This is a genomic window from Thiohalorhabdus sp. (genome assembly GCF_046545655.1).
Lineage (GTDB): Bacteria > Pseudomonadota > Gammaproteobacteria > Thiohalorhabdales > Thiohalorhabdaceae > Thiohalorhabdus.
Genome location: NZ_JBKGZG010000005.1, coordinates 15595 through 40446, shown reverse-complemented (window position 1 = coordinate 40446; position 24852 = coordinate 15595). Strand labels below are relative to the sequence as shown.

26 protein-coding genes and 1 tRNA gene are annotated in these 24852 nt (G+C 70.3%); 3 read left to right on the top strand and 24 right to left on the bottom strand.

Annotated elements, in window-relative coordinates; genetic code table 11:
* Nucleotides 1-24: 24 nt before the first annotated feature.
* The 18 genes from ACLFRB_RS02320 to ACLFRB_RS02235 all read right to left on the bottom strand — a co-directional run bounded on the left by ACLFRB_RS02320 (nucleotide 25) and on the right by ACLFRB_RS02235 (nucleotide 17586).
* Nucleotides 25-468, bottom strand: coding sequence for a hypothetical protein (locus tag ACLFRB_RS02320; RefSeq protein ID WP_411067385.1), 444 nt, complete (start codon nucleotides 466-468; stop codon nucleotides 25-27).
* Nucleotides 458-1303 carry a prepilin-type N-terminal cleavage/methylation domain-containing protein gene (locus ACLFRB_RS02315; protein WP_411067384.1) on the bottom strand — a complete coding sequence of 282 codons (846 nt, stop codon included), beginning with the start codon at nucleotides 1301-1303 and terminating at the stop codon, nucleotides 458-460. The genes ACLFRB_RS02320 and ACLFRB_RS02315 overlap by 11 nt, the downstream gene beginning before the upstream one ends.
* A gap of 2 nt (nucleotides 1304-1305) precedes the next feature.
* The gene (locus ACLFRB_RS02310; RefSeq protein ID WP_411067410.1) at nucleotides 1306-1866 is read right to left on the bottom strand and encodes a prepilin-type N-terminal cleavage/methylation domain-containing protein; all 561 of its coding nucleotides are present in this window, start codon (nucleotides 1864-1866) and stop codon (nucleotides 1306-1308) included.
* A complete protein-coding gene (locus ACLFRB_RS02305) occupies nucleotides 1859-2395 on the bottom strand; it encodes a GspH/FimT family pseudopilin (protein ID WP_411067383.1) in 537 nt (178 codons plus the stop codon). Before ACLFRB_RS02305 ends, ACLFRB_RS02310 begins: the two co-directional genes overlap by 8 nt.
* Nucleotides 2396-2509: 114 nt before the next feature.
* Nucleotides 2510-2941 carry a Tfp pilus assembly protein FimT/FimU gene (locus ACLFRB_RS02300; RefSeq protein ID WP_411067382.1) on the bottom strand — a complete coding sequence of 144 codons (432 nt, stop codon included), beginning with the start codon at nucleotides 2939-2941 and terminating at the stop codon, nucleotides 2510-2512.
* Between the two features lie 122 nt (nucleotides 2942-3063).
* Nucleotides 3064-3441 carry a hypothetical protein gene (locus ACLFRB_RS02295; protein WP_411067381.1) on the bottom strand — a complete coding sequence of 126 codons (378 nt, stop codon included), beginning with the start codon at nucleotides 3439-3441 and terminating at the stop codon, nucleotides 3064-3066.
* The gene (locus ACLFRB_RS02290; protein WP_411067380.1) at nucleotides 3428-5443 is read right to left on the bottom strand and encodes an O-antigen ligase family protein; all 2016 of its coding nucleotides are present in this window, start codon (nucleotides 5441-5443) and stop codon (nucleotides 3428-3430) included. The genes ACLFRB_RS02295 and ACLFRB_RS02290 overlap by 14 nt, the downstream gene beginning before the upstream one ends.
* A 1-nt stretch (nucleotide 5444) precedes the next feature.
* A complete protein-coding gene (locus ACLFRB_RS02285) occupies nucleotides 5445-6620 on the bottom strand; it encodes a type II secretion system F family protein (protein WP_411067379.1) in 1176 nt (391 codons plus the stop codon).
* 45 nt (nucleotides 6621-6665) lie between these two features.
* The gene (locus ACLFRB_RS02280) at nucleotides 6666-8387 is read right to left on the bottom strand and encodes a GspE/PulE family protein (protein ID WP_411067378.1); all 1722 of its coding nucleotides are present in this window, start codon (nucleotides 8385-8387) and stop codon (nucleotides 6666-6668) included.
* A gap of 103 nt (nucleotides 8388-8490) precedes the next feature.
* Nucleotides 8491-8685: a DUF2065 domain-containing protein gene (locus tag ACLFRB_RS02275; RefSeq protein WP_411067377.1), complete on the bottom strand. Its 195-nt coding sequence runs from the start codon at nucleotides 8683-8685 to the stop codon at nucleotides 8491-8493.
* Between the two features lie 12 nt (nucleotides 8686-8697).
* Nucleotides 8698-9573, bottom strand: coding sequence for a protease modulator HflC (gene hflC / locus ACLFRB_RS02270; RefSeq protein WP_411067376.1), 876 nt, complete (start codon nucleotides 9571-9573; stop codon nucleotides 8698-8700).
* Nucleotides 9570-10835, bottom strand: coding sequence for an FtsH protease activity modulator HflK (gene hflK, locus ACLFRB_RS02265; protein ID WP_411067375.1), 1266 nt, complete (start codon nucleotides 10833-10835; stop codon nucleotides 9570-9572). Before hflK ends, hflC begins: the two co-directional genes overlap by 4 nt.
* A gap of 89 nt (nucleotides 10836-10924) precedes the next feature.
* On the bottom strand, nucleotides 10925-11863 hold the full coding sequence (gene miaA / locus ACLFRB_RS02260; RefSeq protein ID WP_411067374.1) for a tRNA (adenosine(37)-N6)-dimethylallyltransferase MiaA: 939 nt from the start codon (nucleotides 11861-11863) through the stop codon (nucleotides 10925-10927).
* 2 nt (nucleotides 11864-11865) lie between these two features.
* Entirely contained in the window at nucleotides 11866-13701 is a 1836-nt protein-coding gene (gene mutL, locus ACLFRB_RS02255) for a DNA mismatch repair endonuclease MutL (RefSeq protein WP_411067373.1), read from the bottom strand.
* Nucleotides 13702-13797: 96 nt separating this feature from the next.
* Nucleotides 13798-15003: an N-acetylmuramoyl-L-alanine amidase gene (locus tag ACLFRB_RS02250; protein ID WP_411067372.1), complete on the bottom strand. Its 1206-nt coding sequence runs from the start codon at nucleotides 15001-15003 to the stop codon at nucleotides 13798-13800.
* A 94-nt stretch (nucleotides 15004-15097) separates the two neighbouring features.
* Nucleotides 15098-15583 (bottom strand): tRNA (adenosine(37)-N6)-threonylcarbamoyltransferase complex ATPase subunit type 1 TsaE, encoded by a 486-nt coding sequence (gene tsaE, locus ACLFRB_RS02245; RefSeq protein ID WP_411067371.1) that lies wholly within the window; start codon nucleotides 15581-15583, stop codon nucleotides 15098-15100.
* A gap of 5 nt (nucleotides 15584-15588) precedes the next feature.
* Nucleotides 15589-16047 (bottom strand): CBS domain-containing protein, encoded by a 459-nt coding sequence (locus ACLFRB_RS02240; RefSeq protein WP_411067370.1) that lies wholly within the window; start codon nucleotides 16045-16047, stop codon nucleotides 15589-15591.
* A gap of 12 nt (nucleotides 16048-16059) precedes the next feature.
* The gene (locus ACLFRB_RS02235) at nucleotides 16060-17586 is read right to left on the bottom strand and encodes an NAD(P)H-hydrate dehydratase (protein WP_411067369.1); all 1527 of its coding nucleotides are present in this window, start codon (nucleotides 17584-17586) and stop codon (nucleotides 16060-16062) included.
* A gap of 138 nt (nucleotides 17587-17724) precedes the next feature.
* Here ACLFRB_RS02235 and ACLFRB_RS02230 point away from each other — a divergent pair, with 138 nt between their 5' ends.
* Together ACLFRB_RS02230 and ACLFRB_RS02225 are read left to right on the top strand one after the other, a co-directional pair.
* Entirely contained in the window at nucleotides 17725-18078 is a 354-nt protein-coding gene (locus ACLFRB_RS02230; RefSeq protein ID WP_411067368.1) for a 4a-hydroxytetrahydrobiopterin dehydratase, read from the top strand.
* 104 nt (nucleotides 18079-18182) lie between these two features.
* Nucleotides 18183-18383: a DUF2905 domain-containing protein gene (locus ACLFRB_RS02225; protein WP_411067367.1), complete on the top strand. Its 201-nt coding sequence runs from the start codon at nucleotides 18183-18185 to the stop codon at nucleotides 18381-18383.
* 111 nt (nucleotides 18384-18494) lie between these two features.
* On the opposite strand, the gene secF is transcribed toward ACLFRB_RS02225, so the two are convergent.
* Genes secF through yajC form a run of 3 tightly spaced genes read right to left on the bottom strand, consistent with a single transcriptional unit; the run spans nucleotide 18495 to nucleotide 21611 of the window.
* Nucleotides 18495-19448 (bottom strand): protein translocase subunit SecF, encoded by a 954-nt coding sequence (secF, locus tag ACLFRB_RS02220; RefSeq protein ID WP_411067366.1) that lies wholly within the window; start codon nucleotides 19446-19448, stop codon nucleotides 18495-18497.
* Nucleotides 19449-19451: 3 nt separating this feature from the next.
* Complete coding sequence (gene secD / locus ACLFRB_RS02215; protein ID WP_411067365.1) at nucleotides 19452-21263, bottom strand: protein translocase subunit SecD; 1812 nt, start codon at nucleotides 21261-21263, stop codon at nucleotides 19452-19454.
* A gap of 9 nt (nucleotides 21264-21272) precedes the next feature.
* Nucleotides 21273-21611: a preprotein translocase subunit YajC gene (yajC, locus tag ACLFRB_RS02210; RefSeq protein WP_411067364.1), complete on the bottom strand. Its 339-nt coding sequence runs from the start codon at nucleotides 21609-21611 to the stop codon at nucleotides 21273-21275.
* Between the two features lie 122 nt (nucleotides 21612-21733).
* Here yajC and ACLFRB_RS02205 point away from each other — a divergent pair.
* A tRNA-Leu gene (locus tag ACLFRB_RS02205) sits at nucleotides 21734-21820 on the top strand.
* Nucleotides 21821-21906: 86 nt separating this feature from the next.
* Here ACLFRB_RS02205 and ACLFRB_RS02200 read toward each other — a convergent pair.
* The 3 genes from ACLFRB_RS02200 to panC are packed head-to-tail and all read right to left on the bottom strand — an operon-like array spanning nucleotide 21907 to nucleotide 24844.
* Nucleotides 21907-23544: an acetolactate synthase large subunit gene (locus ACLFRB_RS02200; RefSeq protein WP_411067363.1), complete on the bottom strand. Its 1638-nt coding sequence runs from the start codon at nucleotides 23542-23544 to the stop codon at nucleotides 21907-21909.
* Nucleotides 23545-23593: 49 nt separating this feature from the next.
* Nucleotides 23594-23971, bottom strand: coding sequence for an aspartate 1-decarboxylase (panD, locus tag ACLFRB_RS02195; protein WP_411067362.1), 378 nt, complete (start codon nucleotides 23969-23971; stop codon nucleotides 23594-23596).
* 6 nt (nucleotides 23972-23977) lie between these two features.
* The gene (panC, locus tag ACLFRB_RS02190) at nucleotides 23978-24844 is read right to left on the bottom strand and encodes a pantoate--beta-alanine ligase (protein WP_411067361.1); all 867 of its coding nucleotides are present in this window, start codon (nucleotides 24842-24844) and stop codon (nucleotides 23978-23980) included.
* Nucleotides 24845-24852: the final 8 nt, after the last annotated feature.

Below are 24852 nucleotides of genomic sequence, written 5' to 3'. Positions count from 1 at the left end.
TGGTAGCGCCTGGCCCCCTTTGGCTTACGGATCCCCAAAGCGCACCTCCACAGGCCGCCGGGTGAGCATGTGGCCATCGCCGGGATAGCACACGCCGATGGCCTCCAGCCGGAACAGGGGAACCTCCCCGCCCGGCGCGGTCACGGTGCCGAAGCGCTCCAGGCCGTCGGGATCGCTGGCGCCGATCCGGGTCGGGGAGCACGGCTCCAGGCCGCCCGCCGCCCCGGCCAGGAGGTCCGTTTCCGGCCCCAGATCCGACCGGCCCCGGGCGATGGCCTGGTACAGCCCCCACTGCCCGGCCGTCTCCGCCGCGTGCAGGGCCTGCACCGAGGCCATCTCCCGCGACACGGCACGCTGCTCGGTGGTCACCAGCCGCAGCAGGGCGGTGCCCAGCATGGCCAGCACCACGATGACAAAGATCGCGGCGATGAGTCCCACCCCCCGCTCGCTCTGTCGCTCAGGGCGCATTGCGGACCTGCACCTCCTGGAGGAAATCCAGCGTCTCCCCGGAGCCGGGATGCTCCAGGGCCAGATAGAGTCGCACGAGGGCGCTGCGGGTGGGGGTGGCCGGCTTGTGGGTGAAGCGGCATTCCGCGACCCCCTCGGCAAGCACCACGCCGTGGGCGCCGCAGTGGTCGGTGGGGTTGTCCAGCGCGTCCGCGTCGCCCGGCGGGCCGGACACCGCCAGCCGCAGCTCCCCCTCCGCGGGGGCGCAGCACAGGGTGACCTGCCGGTCCACGCCGTAGACGCGGCGCGCCGGGGGGTGACGGGGGAAGGAATCGGAGTCGGCCAGGGTGATGCGGTGCTCGATGGTCTCGCCGGAGGAGCGGTCGTCCACCGCGGCGACCCGGGAGCGCGGCCCGGATCCGGCCCCGCCGTGAAGGGCGTCGGCGTCCATCGGATACACCACCAGCTGCCAGTCGGGATCCAGCCCTTCCAGCCCATAGGCGGTAAAGGTGTCGCCGTCCCGGCGGACCTGCAGGCGTGAGTCGGCGGGCCCGGTGGCCACGTAGCGCCCCCCCGCGCCGGCGGAAAGGAAGCTCATGCGCCCCGCCCCGTCGCAGGCGCCGTCATCGCAGCGGAAGGAGCCGGGAACGCCGCGCCGCACCTCGCGGACCGCCCGCTCAACGGCCATCCGGCCGGTTCCCGCCAGCTCCTGCCGAGCCCCGGCGTCGGTGTAGCCTCGGACCATGCCCCCGAGGAGGGTAACCCCCACGTAGCCCAGGATCCCCACCAGCACCACGACCACCACCAGCTCCACCAGGGTGAAGCCGCGGGGATCGGTCTCGCGCGCGGCGGGCATGGCTAGAAGTTCAACCGGTAGGCGGTGAAGGTGGTGGCCAGCCCGCGCGGATCGGTGACCGTAACGTCCAGACGCTTGGCGTCGTCGGCGGCCACATCCGGCAACTCGTCCCCCACCCCCGTGGCCACGGAGATCTCCACGCAGTAGCCGGCGTAGCGCCCGGGACGCTTGTTGCCGGAGGCATCGCGCAGGGGGGCGGCGTGGCCGCAGGCCTCCCCCTCCGCGAGGCCGTGGAAGTCGTCCACGTCGTTCTCCGTACCGCGATCTTCGCCGCCATCGCGACCGCAGGAACCGGGACAGACCGCCGCCGGCCCCCCGGGGCAGGCGGTGTCGCCGGCGTCTACGCAGCCGCCGCCGGGGGGCGTGGCCTCGTCCCAGGCCTTGGTGAAGGCCTCCTCCATGTAGGACTGGCCCAGCTCCACCGCCTTGATGCGCAGCTGGGGGTCGGGGCTGGAGCGGAAGCCCTGGCCGAGCAGCAGGAGCACGGCGGTGGCGCCCACGGCGATGACCACCATGGCCACCACCAGCTCCACCAGGGTCAAGCCCGCCTCCGGCCTAGCCATCCCGGACATGGCCGGTCTCGCCGAGGACGGTCACGGCCACCCGGCCCCCGCCCGCCGACAGACTCCGATCGGTTACCCCTCCGTCCGCGTCCACGCTGCGGCCGAGGGGATCGAAGTACACCGGGTCCGCCGCGCCGAAGGCCAGGCCGGGCCCCAGGGTCCAGTCCGCGCCCGCGGCGTCGGGCGGCGAAAGCGTCTCCCAGGCGCAGTCGGCGGGACGCTTCGCCGCGCCCGCGCACCGCTCGATTCGGAACGCCCCCGGCTCGGGCTCCCCGGGCTGGACCCGGACGAAGCGCGCCCGGGACATGGCCTGCTGGTGGGCGAAGTGCAGCCCGGAAGCCAGCCGGTCGCCCCCGGCCCGCACCTGGAAACCGCCCAACCCCGGCATGCGCGGCAACAGCACCGCCGCCAGAACGCCGAGGATCACCAGGACCGCCGCCAGTTCCACCAGGGTGAAGCCCGCTTCGGTGCGCCCGGAGCCATATTGCGCGGAGGGGATCCCTCGTTTCGCGCTCCAGGGAACGGCCAATTGAGCTCCTTCGTCCTGAATCCTGAGCCAAAAAGGGATAGGAGACGGGGAATCCTGTTTTCAAAAAAAGAGAGGGCCTTTCGGCCCCCTCTTTTCAATTGAGAACCAAGCCCTTCAGGACTCGGTGATGGACACGCTCCCGTTGTTCGGGTCGTATTCGATCTTCCAGGGATCCTTGTAATAAATACCTTTTCCGTCCTTGGTCGATTCTTGATTGACAGACCATCCTTCCGGGCGCTCCTGGATCAGGGCGTCGAGCAGGTTGGTAGAATCTCTGTATGGCCAGCCCGAATCGTTGATGGCGACGGAGGTACCGTCGATGGTCACCGACTGATAGCTCCCACCCGATTTCCCCTGCGCCATGGCCTTGCTCCGGACCATGTTGACCCCACTCGCCAAGGAACCCTTCAGGCCCTCAGCGGCGGCCTCTTCGGCGTCATCGGTCAGATCCACGAACCGGGGCAGGGCCGCCGCGGCCAGAATGCCCAGGATCACGATCACCACCACCAGCTCGATGAGGGTAAACCCCCCATGTCCCTTTTGCATGGGCTCTCCGCTCCTTTCGCGCGTCGCTTTGGAACGGGATCGCCCCCCCGCCGTCCCGTAGAACACTTCGAATTGCGGACAGATTAAATCGCGTTTGTCAAAAGACGTCAAACGCGGAGGGGTCATTCAGGGGCCCGGGGCGCGGCCAGCTCGCCGCTTTCCGGGTCGTAGCGGTAGGGGCGACCGAAGGGGTCCAGCACCCGGCCCCGGTCGTCCACCAGGACGTCCCGCCGGGGTTCCAGGGCGCCGCCGATGGTGTCTCGGGGATCCTCGCCCAGCACCTCGCGCAGGCTCCCGGGCCACTCGCCGTGCCGGTAGCGGTGGATCTGGATGCGCAGCTCAAGGAGGCGGTGCTCGTGGCGGGCCACCGTGGCCAGGCTCCGCTCCTCCAGGGCCTCGTAGCGATCCAGCACCACCCCGCTCAGGATGAGGATGAACAGCAGCACCAGGGCCCATTCCAGGGCACGTGCGCTATGGGACCGCCGATCAAGGCGCTCCAAGCCCGGCCTCCAGCTCGCGGATCCGGGCCCGGAGGGTGGACCGGGCCTCTCCGGCCTCCGCCGGAATCCGTTCCAGGGCCGAGCGGGCCAGGGTCAGGGCGCCCGCGGCGTCGCCCGCCCGCTCCCGCAGCTCTCCCGCGCGCAGATAGAGGGCCAGTCCACGCGGGCCCGGGTACGGCCACTGCAGCCCTTCCTCCAGCACCGCCCGGGCCGCCTTTTCGCGGCCGTCGCCTAGCAGCAGCTCGGCCAAACCCTGCCGGGCCTTCACCAGCCTCGGGTCCTTGGCCAGGGCTCGGCGGAAGGCGTCCTCGGCCCGCCGGCTGGGCGCCTCCTCGACACCCTCCGGGGCGGCCAGGTAGAGCCGGGCCCGCAGGTGGTCCAGCCGGGCCCGGGCCGGGTTGCGGACCTGGGCCCGGTCGAGGTGGTGGTGGGCTTCGCCGTAGATGGTCCGGCGCTGGTCGGCGTCCAAGGCGGTCTGGGGTGTCCCCAGGGCGGCCAGACGGATCTCGGCGCCCAGCGCCCAGGGGGTGTCGCTGTTGGGGATCACGGCCCGGGCATTGTGGAAATGCGACAGGGCCGCGTCGGTGTCGCCGGCTTCCACCGCCGCCTTCCCCCAGCGGATGAACCGGTCGCCGGCAGCCGCCGCGCCCAAGTCCAGCACCACCAGGGCGACCACGCCCGCCAGCACCGCCCGCCAGACGCGCGGATGGGCGCCCCGCGGCAGCCGCACCAACGCCCGCTGCCGGCCCCGGGCCGCCTCGCACTGCACCTGCCAGGCGGCGAGGACCACGCCGGCGGCGATCAAAAGGGGCAGGATGTAGAGGTGGAAGGTGATGTGGGTGTGCACGGCCACCGCCAGCAGACCGGCGAAGGGCCCGAGGACCCGCAGGCGCCCGGCGGGCCCGACACCCTCCGCGCGGACCGCCCGCACCGTCTGCACCAGCACCGCGGTCAGGAACAGGTAGAGCAGCGCCGGCCCGCCGATCCCCACCTCGGCCCAGAGCTGCAAGGGGTCCATGTGGGCGTAGTAGCCCCCCGAACCGCCGTCAGCGGGCAGCCGGTAGCGGGGATAGAAGAGGAAGAAGGTGCCCAGGCCGAAGCCCAGCCAGGGCCGGTCGAGGACCATGTGCCAGGTCCCCTCCCAGATGGCGAAGCGGGTCAGGAGGCTGGTCTGCGCCCCAGCCGCCCCCAGGGTCTCCAGGCGCTGCCCCACCTCCCCGCCCGCCCAGGCGTTCATGAAGGCGAAAACGGCGCCGCCGCCCAGGGCCAGCGCCGCCAGGCGCGGCCAGGCCGCCCCCGGGGCCCCGCGGCACGCCGCCAGCAGCACCAGGAGGCCCAGCCCCAGCCCCACGTAGCCGCCCCGGCTCTGAGTGGCCACCACCCCGGCCAGCAGCAGCAGGACGCCGCCCAGCCGCCAGGCGGCCGCGCGGGAATCGCCGGTGCGCAGGTACCCGGCCACCGCCGGCAGCAGGGCCAGGTTGAGCAGGCCAGCGAGATTGTTGGGGTTGATCAGGGGGTGGTGGGCCCGGTAGCCGTAGGTGTCCGGCAGAGCGAAGAACTGCACCAGCGCCCACAGGGCGAGGCCCCCGGCGGCGAGGAGGTAGCCCGTCAGGGCCGTCCGGGCCCAGGCCTGCGGGCGCGGCGCCAGAACCAGGGCGTAAAACGTCAGGGGCAGGGCGCTCAGCCACCAGTAGTAGAGGCTGCTGGTGTAGACCACGGTGGACCACGCCAGGCTGACCGCCAGGAAGACCCACCACGCCACCAGCCACCCAGCGGCGGGCGAGCGCGGAACCCGCCAGCCGGCGTGGATGCCCTGGCCCAGGGCCACGGCCAGGGCGGCCACCAGCAGGACGCCGCTGGCGGCCAGCAGCGGGATGTGGAGGCCGTTGAAGAACAGGGCCAGCCCGAAGGCGGCCCCCAGCAGGCCCAGGACGAGCACCCCGCGGGCGCCCAGGGCGCCGGCATTACGGCTCGCGGCCGCTGCGTCGCTCCCTCCCCCCACGCTAGAGAACCGCCGCCATGTCCCACATGGGCAGGAACACCCCCAGGGCCAGCACCAGGACCATGGCGCCGATGACGGCGATGAGCACCGGCTCGATGAGGCTCGACAGGGTATCGATGCGCAGATCCGCCTCCCGCTCGTGGTAGTCGGCCACCCGGTCCATCATCTCGTCCACGGCCCCGGCCTCCTCGCCCACCTCGATCATCTGCAGCACCGTCAGGGGAAACAGCCCTTCCCGCCGGGCGGCGCGGTGCAGGGAGTCGCCCCGCTCCACCCCCGCCCGCATGGCCGTCACGCGCTCCTCCACATAGCGGTTCCCCACGGCGCGGCCGGCAACCGTCAGCCCCTCCACCACCGGCACCCCGGCGGCGACCGTGGTGGCGAAGGTACGGGTGAAGCGGGCCATGGCCACCTTGTAGAGGATGTCCCCCACCACCGGCAGACGCAGCTTCCAGCGGTCCCATTGGCGCCGGCCCCGCTCCGTGGCGATGTAGCGGCGGAAGGCGAGGACGGCGGCGATGGCGAGCAGGGCCACCAGCCACCCGTGGCTGCGGGTGAAGTCGGAGAAGCCGATCAGGAGCCGGGTGGGAAGGGGCAGCTCGGTGTCCAGATCGGCGAACAGGCTCACGAACTTGGGGATGACCACCACGTTGAGGACCACCAGGGCCACCGCGATGGCCGTCACCACCATGGCCGGATAGCGCAGGGCCTGCTTGGCCCGGTCGCGGGTGTCCTTCTCGTGCTCCAGATAGCCGGCGAGCCGCTCGAAGGCCTCCGCAAGCTCGCCGCTCGCCTCCCCGACGCTCACCATGTGCACGAAGAGCTCGGGGAAGACATCGGGATACCGCTCCAGACCGTCGCCCAGGGTCCGGCCGGCCTCCACCGTCTCCCGCACCCCCTGCAGGACCTCGCCCAGGCGCGGATTGGGCACCGACTCCACCTGCCCCGCCAGGGCCCGCAGCAGGGGCACCCCCGCCCGCAGCAGGGTGGCCATCTGGCGGCTGAAGAGGATCAGTGCCTCCAGGGGGACCTTACGGGGGAACAGGCGATCCCGCAGGGCCGTACGATCCGGACCCTGCCCCCCACGCGCTTCGACGATCTCCAGGGGAACGGCGTGGTCGGCCGAAAGCCGCGCGGCCGCGTCCTGGGGGGATTCGGCCTCCAGGGTGCCGGTCAAGTCTTGTCCCTGGGCGTTTTTGGCCCGATAGCGGAAGGTCGGCATTCAGGGCGTACCCAGATGGGCGTATTCCTGGTCCTCCGCGGTGACCCGCAGCACCTCCTCCAGGCTGGTGACGCCGGCCCGGACCTTCTCGAGGCCCGACTCGCGCAGGGTGCGGTGGGCCTCCTGGGCCTCCAGGGCGCGCTCCACCTCCGCGCGATCGTTGCGACCGATGGCCTCACGCACCCCGGCGTCCACTTCCATCAGCTCGTAGATCCCCACCCGGCCTCGGAAGCCCGTGTTGTTGCATTCCGCGCAGCCCTCCCCGCGATAGAAGACGGTACCCTCGGCCTCGACGGGGTCCAGACCCAGCCCCTGGAGGACCGTCGGGGAAGGCCGGTGCTCCACCTTGCAGGTCGGGCAGATGCGGCGCACCAGGCGCTGGGCCACCACGCCGCGGAGGCTGGAGGCCACCAGGAAGGGCTCCAGGCCCATGTCGATCAGGCGGGTGACCGTGCCCGGGGCGTCGTTGGTATGGAGGGTGGAGAACACCAGGTGACCGGTCAGGGCGGCCCGGATGGCGATGCTGCCCGTCTCCTGGTCCCGGATCTCCCCCACCATGACGGTGTCCGGATCCTGGCGCAGGATGGAGCGCAAAACGCGGGCGAAGGTGAGATCGATGCGGGGATTCACCTGGACCTGACTGACCAGGGGCAGCCGGTACTCCACCGGATCCTCCACCGTGATGATCTTCTGCCCGGTGTCGTTGATCCGGTTCAGGGCGGCATACAGGGTGGTGGTCTTGCCGGAGCCGGTGGGGCCGGTCACAAGCACCATGCCGTGGGGGACCCGCACGAGGCGCTCGAAACGACGGCGGACATCTTCCTCCATGCCCAGCTCCTCCAGCCCGATGAGGCCCGCGGACTGATCGAGGAGGCGCATGACGGCGGCCTCGCCGTTCTGGGTGGGCATGGTGGACAACCGGACGTCGATGCGGTGGCCCTTCACCGTGATCCGGAAGCGGCCGTCCTGGGGGAGGCGGCGCTCGGCGATGTCGAGCTCGGCCATCAGCTTCAGCCGCGAGACCACCGTTTCCGCCACCTGCCGCTCGGCCCGCATCCGCTCCTGCAGCACCCCGTCGATCCGGCAGCGGATCAGCAGGGAGTTTTCGTCGGGCTCCACATGGATGTCCGAGGTCCCCATCCGCACGGCCTGGGTGAACAGGCTGTTGATGAGCCGGGCCACCGGGGCCTCCTCGGACCCCGGGTCCACCTCGGGGAGGCCGCGCTGAGAATCGTCCCCCAGTTCCGCGTCGATCTCGTCGGCCAGGGAGCTCATCTCGTGGCTTCGGGTGTACACGCGGTCCAGCGCCCGTAGCAGCGCCGCCTCCGACACTACCGCCGGCTCCACCTCCGCGCCCAGGAACTGCTCGAGGTGGTCCAACGCCATGACGTCGGTGGGATCGGCCATGGCCACCTGATAGGTGCCGTCGGATTTGCGCTTGAGGGGGAGGGCCCGAAACCGGCGGGCCAGGGACTCCGAGAGGGCATGGGCGGCATCGGGATCCACCCTGTACTGGCCGAGATCGACGACCTCCACGTCGAGCTGGTCGGCGAGGAGCTCCAGCAGATCCTCCTCGCTGATCAGGCCCTGCTCAACCAGGATCTCGCCGAGCTTCTTGCCGCTTTCCTGCTGGATGCGGAGTGCTTCCCCGAGCTGGGCCTCGGAGAGGACGCCGTGCTTGACCAGCAGGTCGCCCAGACGGATTTTCTTGAGCTTCGCCACGGGAACGTGCCCTCACGAACGGATGGTGGTGTCCATGGAAGCCCCATCGGACCCCCCTTCCGAAGGCTAGTGGCTTATCTCGATGCCCTTGTGGTTCCAGGGGCTACAATGTCCGGCGAACCAGGAACAGAAGGAGAACACCGAGAACCATGAAGGTCAGCCCGGCGCCCCGCAGGACGTGATCCGGCAACGTGAAGATCCGGGCCAGAGCCTGGCGCATGGCGGAGGGGCTGATGAAGTACGGCAGCCCCTCCAGGATCATCACCAGCGCGATCGCCGACAGCAGCTCCTGCCACACGGTGCGAGCTTCTTATTCCGTTTCCGTCGCCTCCGACTGTTGGAAGTAGCGGAAGAACTCCGACTCCGGACTGAGCAGCATCAGCTCGCCGTCGTCGAAGGCCTTCTCGTAGCTCTGCAGGGAGCGGTAGAGGGCGAAGAACTCCGGCGACTTGGTATAAGCGGAGTTGTAGACCTCGGTGGCCTCGGCGTCCGCCCGGCCCATTACCTCTTCCGCCTCGCGCCGGGCCTCGGCGAGGATCTCCTCGCGCTCGCGATCGGCCTTGGCCATCACCTCCTCGGCCTGCTCGGCGCCCTCCGCCCGGTACTCGCGGGCCTCCCGCTCGCGCTCGGTGGCCATGCGGTCGTAGACGGCCTGCTCGTTCTCCTCCGGCAGGTCGGTCCGCTTGATGCGGATGTCGAGCACCTCGATGCCCAGTTTCTCCGCCTGCTCGCTCACCACCTTGGTGAGGTTCTCCATCACCTGCCGGCGCTCGCCGGATACCGTCTGCTGGAGGTCCCGCCGGCCGATCTCCTCGCGCAGCTGGGAACGGATCAGGTCCCCCAGCCGGCTTTGGGCCGTCATCTGGTTGGTCACGCTGACGTAGAACCGAAGGGGGTCGTCGATTCGCCACTTGGCGTAGGAGTCGATGATGAGGTTCTTCTTGTCGCTGGTGACGTAGGTTCGCGCCTCGTCGTCGAAGTCCAGGACGCGTGCGTCGAAGTACTTGACGTTCTGGACGAAGGGCCGCTTGACGTTCAGCCCGGGCTCGGTCACGGAGGCCCGCGGCTCACCGAACTGCAGGACCACCGCGGACTCGGTCTCGTCCACCGTGAAGAGGGAGAAGGCCGCCGTGATGGCCCCGAGCACCAGAACCACGGCGATGGCGATTCCGACTATGCGGTTCATCGGCTCTCTCCCTCCTGGATGCGCTCGAGACGTCGTTCAAACTTCTCCCGGACCTGTTCCGTACGCTGGGTCTCCCGGCCGTCGTCCTCTCCGGCGTCCTGATCGGCCTTTTCGGCCCCCCCGCCCTGTTCCTTGCCGGAATCACTCTTGCGCTGCTTCAGCACCTCCTGGATGGGCAAATAGAGCAGATTGCCGGATTCGGGGATATCCACCATCACCTTCTCGCTACGCTCCAGGACCTGTTCCATGGTCTCCAGGTACAGGCGCCGGCTGGTGACTTCGGGAGCGTTCTGGTACTCCTCGAAGACGTCCCGGAAACGGGAGGCGCTACCCTGAGCGGCTTTCACGATGCGGGCCCGGTAGCCTTCGGCCTCCTGGAGGATCCGCTCGCCGCGTCCGCGGGCCCGGGGCAGGATGTCGTTGGAGTATGCCTGGGCCTCGTTCACGGCACGGGTGCGGTCCTCCCGGGCGCTGATCACGTCGCGGAATGCCGCCCGCACCGGGTCAGGCGCCTGGGCGCTCTGCAGGGCGAGATCGTCCACCTGCAGGCCGGTGTTGTAGTGGTCAAGGATGGACTGCATCAGGTCCAAGGTCTCCTGGGCCACCTCGGCTCGGGCCTGGGTGAGGACGTCGTCGATGGGCCGCTGGCCCACCACCTCGCGGATGGCCGTCTCGGCGGCGGCGCGGACGGCCCCATCGGGGTCGCTGACCTCGAAGAGGTACTTGGCCGCATCGGAGATGTGGTACTGCACGGCGAACTGCAGATCCACGATGGCCTCGTCCCCGGTGAGCATCAGGGCTTCCTTGGGGATGTGCATGGATTCCTCACGGCCCGGGCGGTCCCGGAAGCCCACCTCGATGCGGCGCACCTGGGTGACCTTGGGGGTGTGGACGGATTCGATGGGCCACGGCAGGTGATAATGGAGGCCCGGCTCGGTGGAGATGGTGTGCTTGCCGAACCGCTTCACCACGCCCTGCTCGTCGGGGTTCACCACATAGATGCCGCTGGCCAGCCACAACAGCAGGGCGATGCCGACCACGATGGCGATGCCGCGGCCGCTGAACCCCGGGCCACCGCCGCCGAGGATGCCGCCCCCACCACCTCCGGAGGAGCCGCCGAACTTGGCCTTGAGCTTGCGGATGATCTCATCGAGGTCGGGGGGCTGCTGGCCGCCGCCGCCACCGCTGCCGCCTCCGCCCCATTGCCCCCAGGGGTTCTTGTCGTTTCCCTTGTTGGGGCCGCCGGGCTCATTCCATGCCACGTTCGCCCTCCTGAAGTGGCCGTCAAGTGCATTGCAGTTACCGTGGAAACGGGCAGTTTAGGGGGGAAATGGGCACAGGACAAGCCTTCTCACCGGCCTGTCCAGCCCAGGGGACGCAGGAACTCGCGTACCCGCTCCAGCACCGCCTCCCGCTCCTCGGGACGGTACCATTCCACCCCCGGCTCGCGCCGCAGCCAGGTGAGCTGGCGCTTGGCCAGCCGCCGGGTGGCCACGACACCCGCCTCCAGAAGCTCCTCGCGGCTTCGCCGCCCCTCCAGATGTTCGCGCACCTGCCGATAGCCCACGGAGCGCAGGGCGGGCGCGTCCGGATCCACCCCGGCCTGCACCAGGGCGCGGACCTCCTCCTCGAGCCCCCCTTCCAGCATGGCCCGGAAGCGCGCCTCGATGCGCCGCCACAGCTCCTCCCGGGGCCGCCACAGGGCCAGGCGCAGGATGGGAAAATCCGCAGAGGGAAGGCCTTCCTCCCTCTGGAGCTCCGAAAGGGGGCGCCCCGTGGCTTCGCAGACCTCCAGGGCACGCAGGATGCGCTGGCCATCGCGGGGATGGATCCGGCCCGCGGCCTGCGGGTCCAGACGCCGCAGGCGCTCGTGCAGGGCGGGCCACCCCTCGTGCTCGGCCTCCGACCGCAGCCGGTCCCGCAGCTCTCGATTCGCGGTGGGCAGCTCCGCCAGGCCCTCGGCGAAGGCGCGGAAGTACAGGCCGGTCCCGCCCACGAGCAGCGGCACCCGGCCCCGGCCCAGGCACGCCTCCGCTTCGCGCCGGGCCGCCCGCGCGTACTCCCCCGCCGAGAAGGGCTCGGCCGGATCGCGGAAATCCATCAGGGCGTGCGGATACCGGGCCCGCACCTCCGGGGAGGGCTTGGCGGTGCCCACGTCCATGCCCCGGTACACCTGGGCGGAATCGGCATTGATCAGGGCCACCGGGAACTCGTCGGCGATGGCCAGGGCCAGATCGGTCTTGCCGACGGCGGTAGGGCCCATGAGGAACAGCGCGCAGCGCTCCCCCACCGCTATTCCCCGCGCAGGAAGAAGCGGTCCAGGGCCTGCATGGACAGGTGGACGTAGGTGGGGCGGCCGTGGTTGCACTGTCCCCCCCGCTCGGTGCGCTCCAGGTCCCGAAGGAGGGCGTCCATCTCCTCGCGGGTGAGGCGCCGGTTGACCCGCACGGAGCCGTGGCAGCCCATCTCCGCGAGCACCTCGTTGGCCGCCTCGGCCACGGGGGCCCCGGAGCCGTACCGGGCCAGGGTGTCCAGCGTCCGCTCCAGGAGGAGCCCCAGGTCGGCCTCCGCAAGCATGGCCGGGGCCTCCCGGATCAGGGCGCGGCGTGGCCCGGCGGGATCCACCCGGAAGCCGAGGCGCTCCAGGGTCCCGGCCTCCTCCTCCAGCAGGACCATGTGCCGCTCGGCAAGGTTGACGGCCACCGGCACCAGCAGCGCCTGGCGCTCCACCCCGTCCTCCTGGTAGGCCCGCTTCAGGCGCTCGTAGGTGATTCGCTCGTGGGCGGCGTGCTGGTCCACCAGCACCACCCCGTTCTCGGTCTGGGCGAGGATGAAGGCCCCGTGGATCTGGGCCAGGGCGTGTCCGAGGGGCGGCGTCCCGCCCGTTTCCCCCGCCTCTCCGGTCGCACCCGGCTCCTCGTCGGGCGTCTCCACCGGGGCCTCCTCCCCGACCGGACCGGCGGCGCTCCCGTAAAGCTCCGCGTAGGCGGCGGGCGCCTCCCGCAGGCCCAGCCGGACCTGCCCACCCGCCGGAGCGGGGCCGGCGGGTCCCGGGCGCCCGGCCCCGCCGCCGGCGGGGCCCGGCGACGGCACGCTTGCCGTCGGCTCCCGCCGGGCCGTGGGCTCCCCGGGCCGCACCGCCCCCAGGGCCTCCTCCACGGCGTGGCGGATGAAGGCGTGGATGCGCCGGCCGTCGGAGAAGCGCACCTCGTGCTTGGTGGGGTGGACGTTGACGTCCACCTCCGCGGGATCCACCTCCAGGAACAGGGCGTAGGCGGGGTGCCGATCCTGGTAGAGCACGTCCCGGTACGCCTCCGCCACGGCATGGCCCAGCAGCCGGTCCCGCACCGGACGCCGGTTCACGAAGAAGTACTGCTGGTCCCGCTTCCCCCGGGCGGCGGTGGGGAGGATGACCCAGCCCGACAGCCGCAGGCCGTCGCCGCTGTCCTGCACCAGGTGCACCGCGTTGTCGGCGAATGGCTCCCCCAGCAGACGCCCCACCCGGCGCTCCGCGTCGTCCCAGGTCTCCACCGCCGGCAGCTGGAAGTGGCTGCGGCCGTTGTGGGACAGGGTGAAGGCCGTGTCCATGGCGCCCAGGGCGGCGCGCCGGACCGCCTCCACCACGTGGCTGAGCTCGGTCTTCTCGGTGCGCAGGAACTTGCGCCGGGCGGGGGTGTTGTGGAACAGGTCCCGGACCTCCACGGTGGTGCCCGGCGGATGGGCCGCGGGCACCACCTCCAGCCCGTCCGCTCCCGGGGCCACCTTCACGCCCTCCTCCCGTCGGGCCTCGCGGGTGGTGAGCGTCAGGCGCGACACGGAGGCGATGCTCGGCAGGGCCTCACCCCGGAAACCGAGGGTGGCGATCCGGCTCAGATCCGCCACGTCCCGGAGCTTGCTGGTAGCGTGCGGGGCCAGGGCCCGGGGGGCGTCCTCGGGGTCCATGCCCTGCCCGTTGTCCCGCACGCGGATCAGCTTCCCGCCGCCCTGCTCCACCTCGATGGCGATGCGGTCGGCGCCCGCGTCCAGGCTGTTCTCCACCAGTTCCTTGACCACGGAGGCCGGCCGTTCCACGACCTCCCCGGCCGCGATCTGGTTGGCAAGGTGCTCAGGCAGCTGGCGTATGGACATAAGGGGACATTCGGGGAAGGGGTCCGGGGACCGTGGGCTCGTAAGGCACCGTGGGCTTGCAGGGTGGCGCCCCTCTGGAGGCGCCATTCTACTCCCTCAGGGGATCTCCAGCACCTTCCCAACGAGGACCGTGGAGCCCTGGAGGTCGTTGGCCTCCTTGATGGTCGAAACGCTCGTCTGGTGCTGCTCGGCGATGGACCAGAGGGTGTCTCCCTCCTGCACCGTGTATTCGATGGCGGAACCCTCCCCGCTGGCGACCGTCGGCCGCATGTCCCGTTCCTTCAGGAAGCGGGAGCTGCCGTTGGCCACCGCACGGGCGATGCGCTTCTGGTATTGCCCGCTCTGCAGGCGCCGGGCCTCCTCCCGATTGGAGATGAAGCCGGCCTCGATGAGAAGGGACGGGACATCCGGGGACTTCAGGACCCGGAACGGGGCCTGGCCCACCTCGTCGCTGTGCAACCGGGTCAGGCCGTCCAGCTGGTCCAGAATCCCCGTTCCCAAGTCCAGGCTGTCGCTGATGGTGGCCGTCTGCGACAGGTCGAGGAGCACCGAGGCCACCACCTCGTCCACCTGCCCCAGATCCACCCCGCCGGCCAGATCGGCCTTGTTCTCGCTGCGCGCCAGCCATGCCGCCGCCTCGTCAGAAGCCCCCTTGCGCGAAAGGGCATACACGGATGCGCCCTGGGCATCGGGATTGTGGAAGGCATCCGCGTGGACGGACAAGAACAGGTCCGCATTGGCCTCGCGGGCCATCTTCGTCCGCTCTTCCAGCTCGACAAAATAGTCCCCATCCCGGACAAGGAAGGTCCGGATCCCGGGCTTCTCATCGAGCTTTTTCGCCACTCGCTTGGCGATCTCGAGCACCACGTCCTTTTCCTGCACCCCGCCGGGCCCGATGGCTCCGGGATCCTCGCCGCCGTGCCCGGCGTCCACGGCCACCAGCACCTCGTCCGCGCGGGTGCGCTCCCGGGCCTCGGCCACCGGGTGCTCCCCTCCCTCCTCGCGGTAGAGGTCGATCACCAGCCGATGGCCGTGACGGCCGTGCGCTTCGAGCTGGAAGGTCTTGGGCTTGACTTCCTGACGCAGGTCCATCACCACGCGGAGTGTGTCGCTTTCCGGCTGGCCGGTGCGAACGGCATCGAGGACAGGGTCGGGGAGGTCCAGGCCCTTGGCGTCCGCCTCGTTCTCGACCCCTTCCAGGTCCACCACCACCCGGTCAGGGTCCTTAAGGCGGAACAGCCGATGGTCCACCTGGCCGTCCAGGTCCAGGACCACCCGGGTATGGTCCGGGGCCGTCCACATCCGGATATCCCTTACGGTATTTGCGCTAGCGGCAAGGGACCACGGGAAAAGAATTACCATTATAAGGGCCATCCCCAGGAAACGGCCCTGAATCTTAATCCGCATCGGTATCCCCGCCATAGCCGGTGAATCCCTCGACCAGGGAGCGCCCAGCGTCGGATCCCGCCTTCAACCGGATCCTCCGGCCCTCGGCATCCAGGTAGCTGGTTTCAATAATTGCGTCCGGAGGGGGCAGGACATTCCCAGCCCGTTCCGCCCATTCCAAGATACAAATGCATCTCGGACAAAAGTACTCCTCCGCCCCGAAAAATTGCAACTCTTCGGGGTCGGACAGCCGATACAGATCAAAATGGTAAACGGGGCCGGCGTACCCTTCGTACGGTTCCACCAGCGTATAGGTGGGACTCTTGATGGGACCCTCCACCCCCAGTCCGCGCAGCAGTCCGCGCACGAGGGTGGTCTTGCCCGCGCCGATCTCCCCGCGCAGGTGGATGACCATGCCGGGGCGCAGGGAGGCGGCCAGATGCTCCCCCAGCGCCTCCTGGGCTTGTTCCCCCTCGATGCGGCGCTCCGCTTCCAAGGCGGCTATCCCCGGTGGCTGAGGGCCCGGATAATGTCGGTGTTGGTGACGACCCCGAGGAGCTTCTGGTCCTCATCGAGCACGGGGACGATGTGGATGTGGTGCTCGGACAGGAGGGTGGCCACCTCGGAGAGGTCGGCCTCGGGGGTCACGTAGTCCACGTCCCGGGTGCACAGGTCCCCGGCGGTGGTGGCGGTGGCCTTGCGCAGGTCCTCCTCGTACTGCTTGACCCCGGAGATGGGAATCAGGGTGTCGAGGATGGTGATCATGGTGGGCAGATGGATGCGCTTGTTGCTGTCCACCAGGTCCGAATCGGTGACCAGACCCACCAGGCGGTTGTCCTCGTCCACCACCGGGACCCCGTGGTGCTGCGTTTCCAGCAGCAGATCGGCCACCTCCTGGACTCCGGTGTCCTCGGTGACCGATACCGGATCCGGGGTCATGATCTCGCGTGCTTTGGGCATGCTCTCTCCGTTCTAGTTGTTGGCCGCCGGGCGGGCCGGAGCGGTCAGCTCCGCCCAGACCCCGGGCAGCGCATCGGCGCATTCCGTGGCGGTGTAACCGAAGGGGCCGCGCTCCCTCGCCACCCGGTCGGCGGCCCGTCCATGGGCCCAGACGGCGCGGCAGGCCGCCTGGAAGGGCTCGGACCGTTCCGCCGCCAGCCGGGCGGCCACGACCCCGGTCAGGACGTCCCCCTGGCCGGCCATGGCCATTCCCGGGTTGCCCGTGGTGCTCACGGCGTAGCGGCCCTCCGGGGCCTGGACAATGGTTCCGGCCCCCTTCAGGCAGCACACGGCGGCGTAGCGTTCCGCGATCCGCCGGGCGGCCTCGAAGCGGTCCGCCTGCACCCGGCCGGGCTCCGTCCCGAGGAGCCGCGCGGCTTCCCCGGGGTGGGGGGTGAGCACCGTGGGCGCTTCCCGCCCGGCCGCGGCCTCGGCCAGGTGGGGGTGGTCGGCAAGGAGGTTCAGGCCGTCGGCATCCACCACCACCGGGACGGGCTGCTCCAGGGCCTGTTCCAGCAGGGTGCGGGCCTGGGCGGAGCGCCCCATCCCCGGCCCCACCGCCAGGACCCCGGGCCGGGCGGTGACGGACGCGGGCAGCCCCGCATCCGGGTCCCAGGCCGCGGCCATCAGCTCCGGGCGGACCGCCGTCGCCTGCGGGCAAACCTCCCCCGGCAGGCAGCATACCACCCACCCGGCCCCGCCCCGCAGGGCCGACCAGCCGGCCATGACCGCGGCGCCGGTGGTCCCGGCGGCCCCGCCGATCACCCCCACCCGACCGAAATCCCCCTTGTGGGCGTTTCCGGGACGCGGGGCGAGCCGTACGGTATCGGCGCTCAGGCGGCGGCCCGGGGGGTGCCGGGCGGCCCGGACAGCCTCGGGAATCCCCAGCCCCTCGAAGCGCAGCTCCCCGGCGGTGCCGGGCCCCTCGCCGGTGAACAGTCCCCGCTTCAGGCCCACGAAGGTCACGGTCAGCTCGGCCCGGACGGCCGCACCCAGCGCCTGCCCGGTGTCGGCGTTGAGCCCGGAGGGGACGTCCACGGCCACCACCGGAGCGGGGTCGGCGTTCACCGCCTCGATGAGCCCCCGGTAGGGGGACCGGACCTCCCGGTCCAGACCCGTTCCCAGCAGGGCATCCACCACCAGGTCGTACCCGGCCGGGGAGGCAGTGGCCGGCAGGACCTCGCCGCCCCCTTCCCGCCAGCGCCGGGCCGCCTGGGCCGCGTCCCCGCGCAAGCCGTCGGGGTCCGAGGCGGCGATCAGGTCCACCCGGCAGCCCCGCTCGCGCAGCCGGCGCGCCACCACGTAGCCGTCCCCGCCGTTGTTGCCGCCACCGGCCAGGACCACCACGCGGAGCGCGCCGGTCCGCGGCCAGCGGCCAGCGATGGCGTCCACCACCCCCTCCCCGGCCCGCTCCATGAGCACCAGACCCGGGATGCCGGCGTCCATGGCCGCGCGATCCAGGCGACGCACCTCCTCGGCGGTGTAGAGACGATCTTCCATGCGCCATACCTCGCCTGCTGGGCACCGGGCCGGCAAGGGGCCCGGTTTGACCCGCCTCCGGGCCGATGATACCTGTTTCAGGATACAACGGACCCTGGCCGGTACGCCCGGCCGGACAACCCCGACGGAGCCGACCCCATGGAATTGACCGATAAACGTTGCGCCCCGTGCGAGGGCGGCACCCCGCCCCTCTCCGGCGAGGAGGCCCAGTCCCTGCTCCAGGAGCTCAACGCCTCCCCCGAGGCCCAGAAGAACCCCTGGACCGTAACCGCCGACGAGCGCCAGCTCAAGAAGGGCTTCAAGCTCAAGAACTTCGTGGAGGCGGTGGACTTCGTCAACCGCATCAAGGACGTCGCGGAGGAGGAGAACCACCACCCGGACCTGGAGGTGGGCTACGGCAAGGTGGTGGTCCGCCTGACCACCCACGCCATCGGCGGCCTCTCCGAGAACGACTTCATCCTCGCCGCCAAGATCGACGCCCTGCGCTCCTGAGAGGGCCAGCCCGCGCCCATCCGGCTCCCTTCCCCGCCCTTGCCAAACGGACCCTCCGGCCCCATCTACATTTCCTCCCCACCCCTGCCAAGGAGCGGAGCCGGATGTCGCGCGTCCTGATCGTACTCGGAATCGTCCTCATCGTCCTGGGACTGCTCTGGCCCCTGCTCCAGAAGTCGGGGCTGGGACGCCTGCCGGGCGACATCGTCATCCAGCGGGACAACTTTCACTTCTACTTCCCCCTCACCACCTCCATCCTCATCAGCCTGCTGATCAGCCTGGTGATCTGGCTGTTCCGGAAATAGGACACCCCGAGCGCCCGGCGACGGCGAGGGGATGATGGCCGGTCCCGGCCGCGAAGCGAAAAAAGGCCGCCCCCGGAGGGACGGCCCGATGGGACGCGGACGGCGGGCGGCTCAGGGGCCGTGCACCTCCCCGGCCTCCGGCTCCTCGCGGGGCTTGCGGCTCATCATGTCGCTCCGGGTCACCCCGAGGACCAGCGCCAGGGGCGCGCCCACAAAGACCGAGGAGTAGGTGCCGATGAGCACGCCGGCGATCAGGGCGGCGGCGAAGCCGTGGATCACGGGACCGCCCAGGAAGAACAGGCTGAGCAGCACCAGCAGGGTGGTCAAGGAGGTAACCACCGTCCGGGCCAGGGTCTGGTTGACGCTGGCGTTCATCACCTCCTCGGTCCCCGCCTTGCGCATCTTGCGCAGGTTCTCGCGAATCCGGTCGAACACCACGATGGTGTCGTTGAGGCTGTAACCGATCACCGCCAGAATGGCCGCCACCACGGGCAGGTCGAACTCCAGGCCGGTGAGGGAGAACACCCCCAGGGTGATCAGGACGTCGTGCAGCAGGGCGGCCACGCTGCCCACGGCGAAGCGCAGCTCGAAGCGCCAGGAAACGTAGATCAGGATGCCGATCAGGGCGTAGAGCAGGGCCAGGAGGCCCTGCTGAGTCAGCTCCTCCCCCACCTGCGGGCCCACGAACTCCACCCGGCGCATCTCCACCGAGACCCCCTCGGAGGCCCCGGTACGCAGGGCCTCGAGGACCTCGTTGGAGACCGTGCCCGAGTCCCGGCCCTGGGTGGTGGGGACCCGCACCAGGATGTCCTCGGGGGCCCCGAAGGTCTGCACGATGACCCGGTCGATCCCGGCCGCGTGCAGGTCCTCCCGCACCTCCGCCACCGAGACCTCCTGGCTGTAGCCCACCTCCACCAGGGTGCCGCCGGTGAAGTCGATGCCGAAGTTCAGGCCGCGTATCAGCAGGCTGCCAACGGCCACCAGCAAGAGCAGAAGGGAGAAGGCAAAGGCCTTGCGGCGATGCCCGAGGAAGGGGATGTGGGTGTCCTGGGGTACCAGGTGCATGGCTCAGCCCTCCCCGATGGATAGCCGCGCGAGCCGGCGCCGGCCCACGGACGGATTGATGATGGCCCGGGTCACCATGATGGCGGTGAACATGGAGGTGAGGATGCCCACCGACAGGGTCACGGCGAAGCCCTTCACCGGGCCGCTGCCGAACTGGAACAGCACCAGGGCCGCGATCAGGGTGGTGATGTTGGCGTCGGCGATGGTGGACAGTGCCTTGCCGTAGCCGGCGTTGATGGCCGCGTGGGGCGTATTGCCCACCCGCACCTCCTCGCGGATGCGCTCGAAGATCAATGTGTTGGCGTCCACGGCCATGCCCACCGTAAGCACGATGCCGGCGATGCCGGGCAGGGTCAGGGTCGCCTGCAACAGGGACATGACGGCCACAATGAACACCAGATTGAGGACCAGGGCCACGTCCGCCACCAGGCCGAACAGGCGGTAGTACACGGCCATGAAGGCCACCACCAGCAGGAAGCCGATGACGATGGAGTTGAAGCCCTGCTCGATGGAGTCCTGGCCCAGGGTCGGCCCCACCGTGCGCTCCTCCACCACATGGGCCGGTGCCGGCAAGGCCCCGGCCCGCAGCATCAGGGCCACGTCGTGGGCCTCTTCGGAGTTCTCCATGCCGGTGATCTGGGCCCGGCCGCCGCCGATCCGCTCCTGGATCTCCGGTGCGGTGATCACCTCCTCGTCCAGGAGGATGGCCATGCGCTGCCCCACGTTGTCCCCGGTGAGGCGGCCGAACAGGCGGGCGCCCCGGGAATCGAAGCTCACGTGCACCAGCGGCTGGTTGTCCTGCTGACTGAACCCGGACCGGGCGTCGGTAATGAACTCCCCGGACAGGGCGGTCCGCTTTTCGAGCAGGAAGGGCTGGCCCTCCTGGCGGCCGTAGTAGATGTCGGAGCCGGGCGGCGCTCCCTCATCGAGGGCCTTTTCTACGCTGTTCTCCTCGTCCACCAGCTTGAACTCGAGCTGGGCGGTTGAGCCCACCACCTCCTTGGCGCGCGCGGTGTCCTGGATGCCCGGCAGCTGGACCACCACCCGATCCTCGCCCTGCTGCTGGATCACCGGCTCGGAGACGCCGAGCTGGTTCACGCGGGTTCGCATGGTGGTGATGCTCTGCTCCAGCGCCCACTCCTGGAGCCGACTGCGCTCCTCGGAGGTAACCCGCGCCTGCAGGAACTCGCCCCCGCGCTCGCTGGGGGACAGGCTCAGCTCCCGGTACTGATTCCCGACGACATCCTCGGCCTTCTCGGCCTCCGCGGGACTGTCGAATTTGAGCCGGAGGTGGGTGTCCTCTTCCGATTCCACCAGCTGAACATCGCGATAGCGGATCTCCGCCTCGCGGAAGGCCGTGCGCAGGTCATCCACGTAGCGTTCGTAGGCCCGCTCGACGGCCTTGGCCACCTCCACCTCCATGACGAGGTGCACCCCGCCGCGCAGGTCCAGGCCCAGGGCCATGGTCTTGCCACCCATTGCCTGGAGCCAGCCGGGCACCGCGGACAGGCGCATGGGCCCCACCGCATGGTCGTCGAGCCGCTCCCGGAGGAGGTCCCGGGCCTCCTCGCGCCTCTCGCGCTCGTCGAAACGTACCGCCACGCCCCGGTCATGACGCAGGATGCCCTGGTATTCCACACCGGAGTCGTCGAGGGCGCCCTTCACTTCCTCCAGATCCACGTCCCGGGACTGGCCCTGGGTGGAGCTCACCAGGAGGCCGGGGTCGGTGCCGTAGAAGGTGGGGATGGCATACAGGATCGCCAGCAGGATGGCGCCGGCGATTACCGCGTACTTCCATAGGGGATATCGGTTCATGACGGGCGGTCAGTCCTTGAGGGTGCCTTTGGGCAGTACGGTCTGGATGCTCTCCCGCTGGGACTTGACCCGCACCCCTTCGGCGAGCTCAACGGTCACCGTGTCGTCGTTGACCCGCACCACGCGTCCGTAGAAGCCGCCGCCGGTGATCACCTCGTCGCCCTTCTCGAGGTTCTGGACCATCTCCCGGTGCTGCTTCATCCGCTTGCTCTGCGGCCGGATGATCAGCAGGTAGAAGATGACGAAGATGAGGATCAGGGGCACCAGGGTGGCCACGAAGCCGGGGCCCTCCGCGGCGCCGCCCGCCTGGGCGTGGGCCGTACCGATCCACTGGAAAGTCTGCGCCATGGACGACTCCTTAGCTGGTTCGCTCAAGCGGGCAATGGTAGCGGTCGACGCCCCGGATTCCAAATCCTTCCTGGCGCCCGGCTGGCTCTCGTTGCGGAGGGGGTGCTAGAATGCCGTCCCATGCCGGGGTGGCGAAATTGGTAGACGCGGCAGACTCAAAATCTGCTGGGCGCTAGCCCGTGCCGGTTCGAGTCCGGCCCCCGGTACCACCTTCGAAAGCGCCTCCGCCCGGGATCCCGGGCGGGCCCGCCCTCGCATCGTGCGCCCGCCCTTCGCCGCAGGCGCAAGCTCCCGGCTAGATCGGGCAGACCAGCTCACCGAGCTGCTCGGTGAGCTTGAGGTTCTCCCGGGCGTCGATGGGCACCTCCAGGATCACCGGCCGGTCCTGGTCCACGGCCCACTGCAGGGCCGGACGCAGCTCCTCGCTGGTGGTGACCCGCGCCCCCAGCGCGCCGAAGCTCTCCGCCAGCCGCACCCAGTCCGGATTGCCGAACCCCACCTCCGTGGAGTGGCCGTAGCGGCGCTGCTGCTTCCACTCGATCAGCCCGTACATGCCGTCGGCGAACACCAGCAGCACGAAGGGCGTGCCCAGCCGCACCGCCGTCTCCAGCTCCTGGATGTTCATCAGCGCGCCGCCGTCCCCGGCCACGGCCACCACCCGGCGCTCGGGACGGGTGAGCTTGGCGGCGATGGCGCCCGGCAGGGCGATCCCCATGGAGGCGAAGCCGTTGCTGATCAAGCAGGTGTTGGGCACCGAGGACGGGAACATGCGCGCCACCCAGACCTTGTGCGCCCCCACGTCGGAGACCACGATGTCGCGCGGATCGAGCACCCGGTGCAGGTCCCACAGCACCCGCTGGGGCTTGAAGGGCACCGAGGTGTCCTCGTTGTGGGCGCGCAGCTCCCGCATCACCGGATCGTGGAGCTGGGGAATGATGTTGTCGGCGCGCGGGGCCACCGCCTCCGCCAGGTAGTTCAGGGCGCTTTCCAGATCCCCCACCACCTCCACCTCGGTGGTGTAGTGGGAATCCAGCTCCGCCGGGGTCTGGGCGATGTGCAGGATGGGCTTTTCGCGGTTGGGATTCCAGCTCTTGGGGGCGTACTCGGTGGCGTCGTAGCCCACGCAGACGATGGCGTCGGCGGCTTCGAAGCCGCACGCCACGTAGTCCCGCGCCTGGATGCCGGCGGTCATGATGGCGAGGGGATCGTTGTACGGGAACACGCCCTTGGCCATGAAGGTGTGGGCCACCGGGATGTTCAGGCTGCGGGCGAAGTAGCGCAGGGCGTCGGAGGCGCCCGCGCGGATCACGCCGTTGCCGGCCAGGATCAGGGCGTTGCGGCTGCGGGACAGGAAATCGGCGGCCTGCTCCAGCTCCGGCATGGGCGGCTCGGGCCGGGGCAGGGGCTGGGAAGGCAGGGGCGTGGCGTCGGCACGTACGGGGGCATCGGCCACGTCCTCGGGCAGGTCCAGGTGGGTGGCCCCGGGCTTCTCCAGGGCGGCCTCGCGGAAGGCATGGCGCACCATCTCCGGCACCACCTCGCCCCGCTTGATCTGGGCGTTCCATTTGGTGATGGGGCGGAACAGGGCGACCAGGTCCAGGTACTGGTGGGATTCCTTGTGGGTGCGGTCGAGGCTGGCCTGGCCGGTGATGGCCACCAGGGGGGCCCGGTCCAGGTCCGCGTCGGCCACCCCCGTGATCAGGTTCGTGGCCCCGGGCCCCAGGGTGGATACGCAGACCCCCGGCTGCCCGGTGAGGCGGCCGTGGACGTCCGCCATGAAGGCCGCTCCCTGCTCGTGCCGGCAGGTGACCACCCGGATGGGGCTCTCCCGGAGGGCCTCGTAGAGGGCCAGGGTCTCCTCGCCCGGCAGGCCGAAGACAAAGCGCGTATTTTCGTTCTCGAGACACGTGACCAGGCATTCGGCGCTGTTCATCGGGGCCTATCCATTGTCCGCCGCCGGCCCGGCCGTCGAGGGAGGCGTCTCAGGCGGCCCGCCCGGGAACTCCGGAGGTGCGGCGGATCCGGTTCCGCTCGTCCACCCAGACGATCCGCGGCTGGTGCTCCTCGGCCTCTTCCTCCGCCAGCCCGGCGTATGCGCAAAGTATCACCAGATCCCCCACGGAGGCCTTGTGGGCCGCGGCGCCGTTCATGGAGATGACGCCCGAGCCCCGCTCCCCGCGGATGGCGTAGGTGGCGAATCGCTCGCCATTGGTGACATTGTATATCTCCACCCGCTCGTACTCACGCAGGCCGCTGGCCTCAAGCAGGTCCGCGTCAATCGCGCAGCTGCCTTCGTAGTCGAGGTTGGCGTCGGTTACGGTGGCGCGATGGATCTTGCTCTTCAGCAGGGTCAGCTGCATGGTCCCCTATTCCTCCAACGTGCCGTCGGACGGACCGAATTCCAGGTTGTCGATCAGACGGGTGCCCCCCAGGTGGGCGGCGGCCAGCAGGACCCGGGGCCCGCCCAGGTCCGTGACCTCCGCCAGGTCGTCCCGCCGCCGGACCTCCACGTACTCCGGCTCCAGGCCGCATTCCTCAAGGAGCCGCCACGCCTGACCCTCCAGCTCCCGCGGATTCCGGCCCCCGGCCCCCGCCGCCCGCACCGCCTCTCGCAGGGAGCGGTACAGGCAGGGCGCGGTCCGGCGCTCGGCGGGGTCCAGGTAGGCGTTGCGGGAGCTCAGGGCCAGGCCGTCCGCCTCGCGGACGACGGGCGCCGCCTCGATGGCCACGTCCAGCAGCAGGTTCCGCGCCAGCCGGCGCACCACCACCCACTGCTGGTAGTCCTTCTTGCCGAACACGGCGCAGTCGGGACGCGCGGCGCACAGCAGCTTGGTGACGATGGTGGCCACCCCGTCGAAGTGTCCCGGGCGGCCGGCGCCGCACAGGCCCTCCGTCACCCGGTCCACCGACACCGTCACCGCCGTGGGGCCGTCGGGGTACATCTCCGCGGTGGACGGCGCGAACAGGACGTCCGCTCCCGCGGCGAGCAGGCGCTCCCGGTCCGCCTCGAAGGTGCGCGGGTAGTCCTCGAAGTCCTCGCCGGGGCCGAACTGGGTGGGATTGACGTAGACGGACACCACCACCCGCTCGGCCAGCTCCCGGGCCCGCTCCACCAGGGCCATGTGCCCGGCGTGGAGGTTGCCCATGGTGGGCACCAGGGCCACCCGGTCGCCCGCGCGGCGGTAGCCCGCCAGGACCTCCCCGAGCTGTGCAACGGTGTAGGTGGTGTACATGGACGGGC

Bases quoted from the DNA above. Each gene is read 5' to 3' on its own strand.
- panD (WP_411067362.1), bottom strand. From the start codon at position 23,971: ATGCAGCTGACCCTGCTGAAGAGCAAGATCCATCGCGCCACCGTAACC.
- ACLFRB_RS02225 (WP_411067367.1), top strand. From the start codon at position 18,183: ATGTCGCGCGTCCTGATCGTACTCGGAATCGTCCTCATCGTCCTGGGA.
- secF (WP_411067366.1), bottom strand. From the start codon at position 19,448: ATGCACCTGGTACCCCAGGACACCCACATCCCCTTCCTCGGGCATCGC.
- mutL (WP_411067373.1), bottom strand. From the start codon at position 13,701: ATGTCCATACGCCAGCTGCCTGAGCACCTTGCCAACCAGATCGCGGCC.
- ACLFRB_RS02320 (WP_411067385.1), bottom strand. From the start codon at position 468: ATGCGCCCTGAGCGACAGAGCGAGCGGGGGGTGGGACTCATCGCCGCG.
- panC (WP_411067361.1), bottom strand. From the start codon at position 24,844: ATGTACACCACCTACACCGTTGCACAGCTCGGGGAGGTCCTGGCGGGC.
- ACLFRB_RS02230 (WP_411067368.1), top strand. From the start codon at position 17,725: ATGGAATTGACCGATAAACGTTGCGCCCCGTGCGAGGGCGGCACCCCG.
- ACLFRB_RS02315 (WP_411067384.1), bottom strand. From the start codon at position 1,303: ATGCCCGCCGCGCGCGAGACCGATCCCCGCGGCTTCACCCTGGTGGAG.
- ACLFRB_RS02300 (WP_411067382.1), bottom strand. From the start codon at position 2,941: ATGCAAAAGGGACATGGGGGGTTTACCCTCATCGAGCTGGTGGTGGTG.
- secD (WP_411067365.1), bottom strand. From the start codon at position 21,263: ATGAACCGATATCCCCTATGGAAGTACGCGGTAATCGCCGGCGCCATC.
- ACLFRB_RS02240 (WP_411067370.1), bottom strand. From the start codon at position 16,047: ATGCCCAAAGCACGCGAGATCATGACCCCGGATCCGGTATCGGTCACC.
- ACLFRB_RS02310 (WP_411067410.1), bottom strand. From the start codon at position 1,866: ATGGCTAGGCCGGAGGCGGGCTTGACCCTGGTGGAGCTGGTGGTGGCC.
- ACLFRB_RS02235 (WP_411067369.1), bottom strand. From the start codon at position 17,586: ATGGAAGATCGTCTCTACACCGCCGAGGAGGTGCGTCGCCTGGATCGC.
- yajC (WP_411067364.1), bottom strand. From the start codon at position 21,611: ATGGCGCAGACTTTCCAGTGGATCGGTACGGCCCACGCCCAGGCGGGC.
- ACLFRB_RS02200 (WP_411067363.1), bottom strand. From the start codon at position 23,544: ATGAACAGCGCCGAATGCCTGGTCACGTGTCTCGAGAACGAAAATACG.
- hflC (WP_411067376.1), bottom strand. From the start codon at position 9,573: ATGAACCGCATAGTCGGAATCGCCATCGCCGTGGTTCTGGTGCTCGGG.
- ACLFRB_RS02250 (WP_411067372.1), bottom strand. From the start codon at position 15,003: ATGTGGACGGCCCCGGACCATACCCGGGTGGTCCTGGACCTGGACGGC.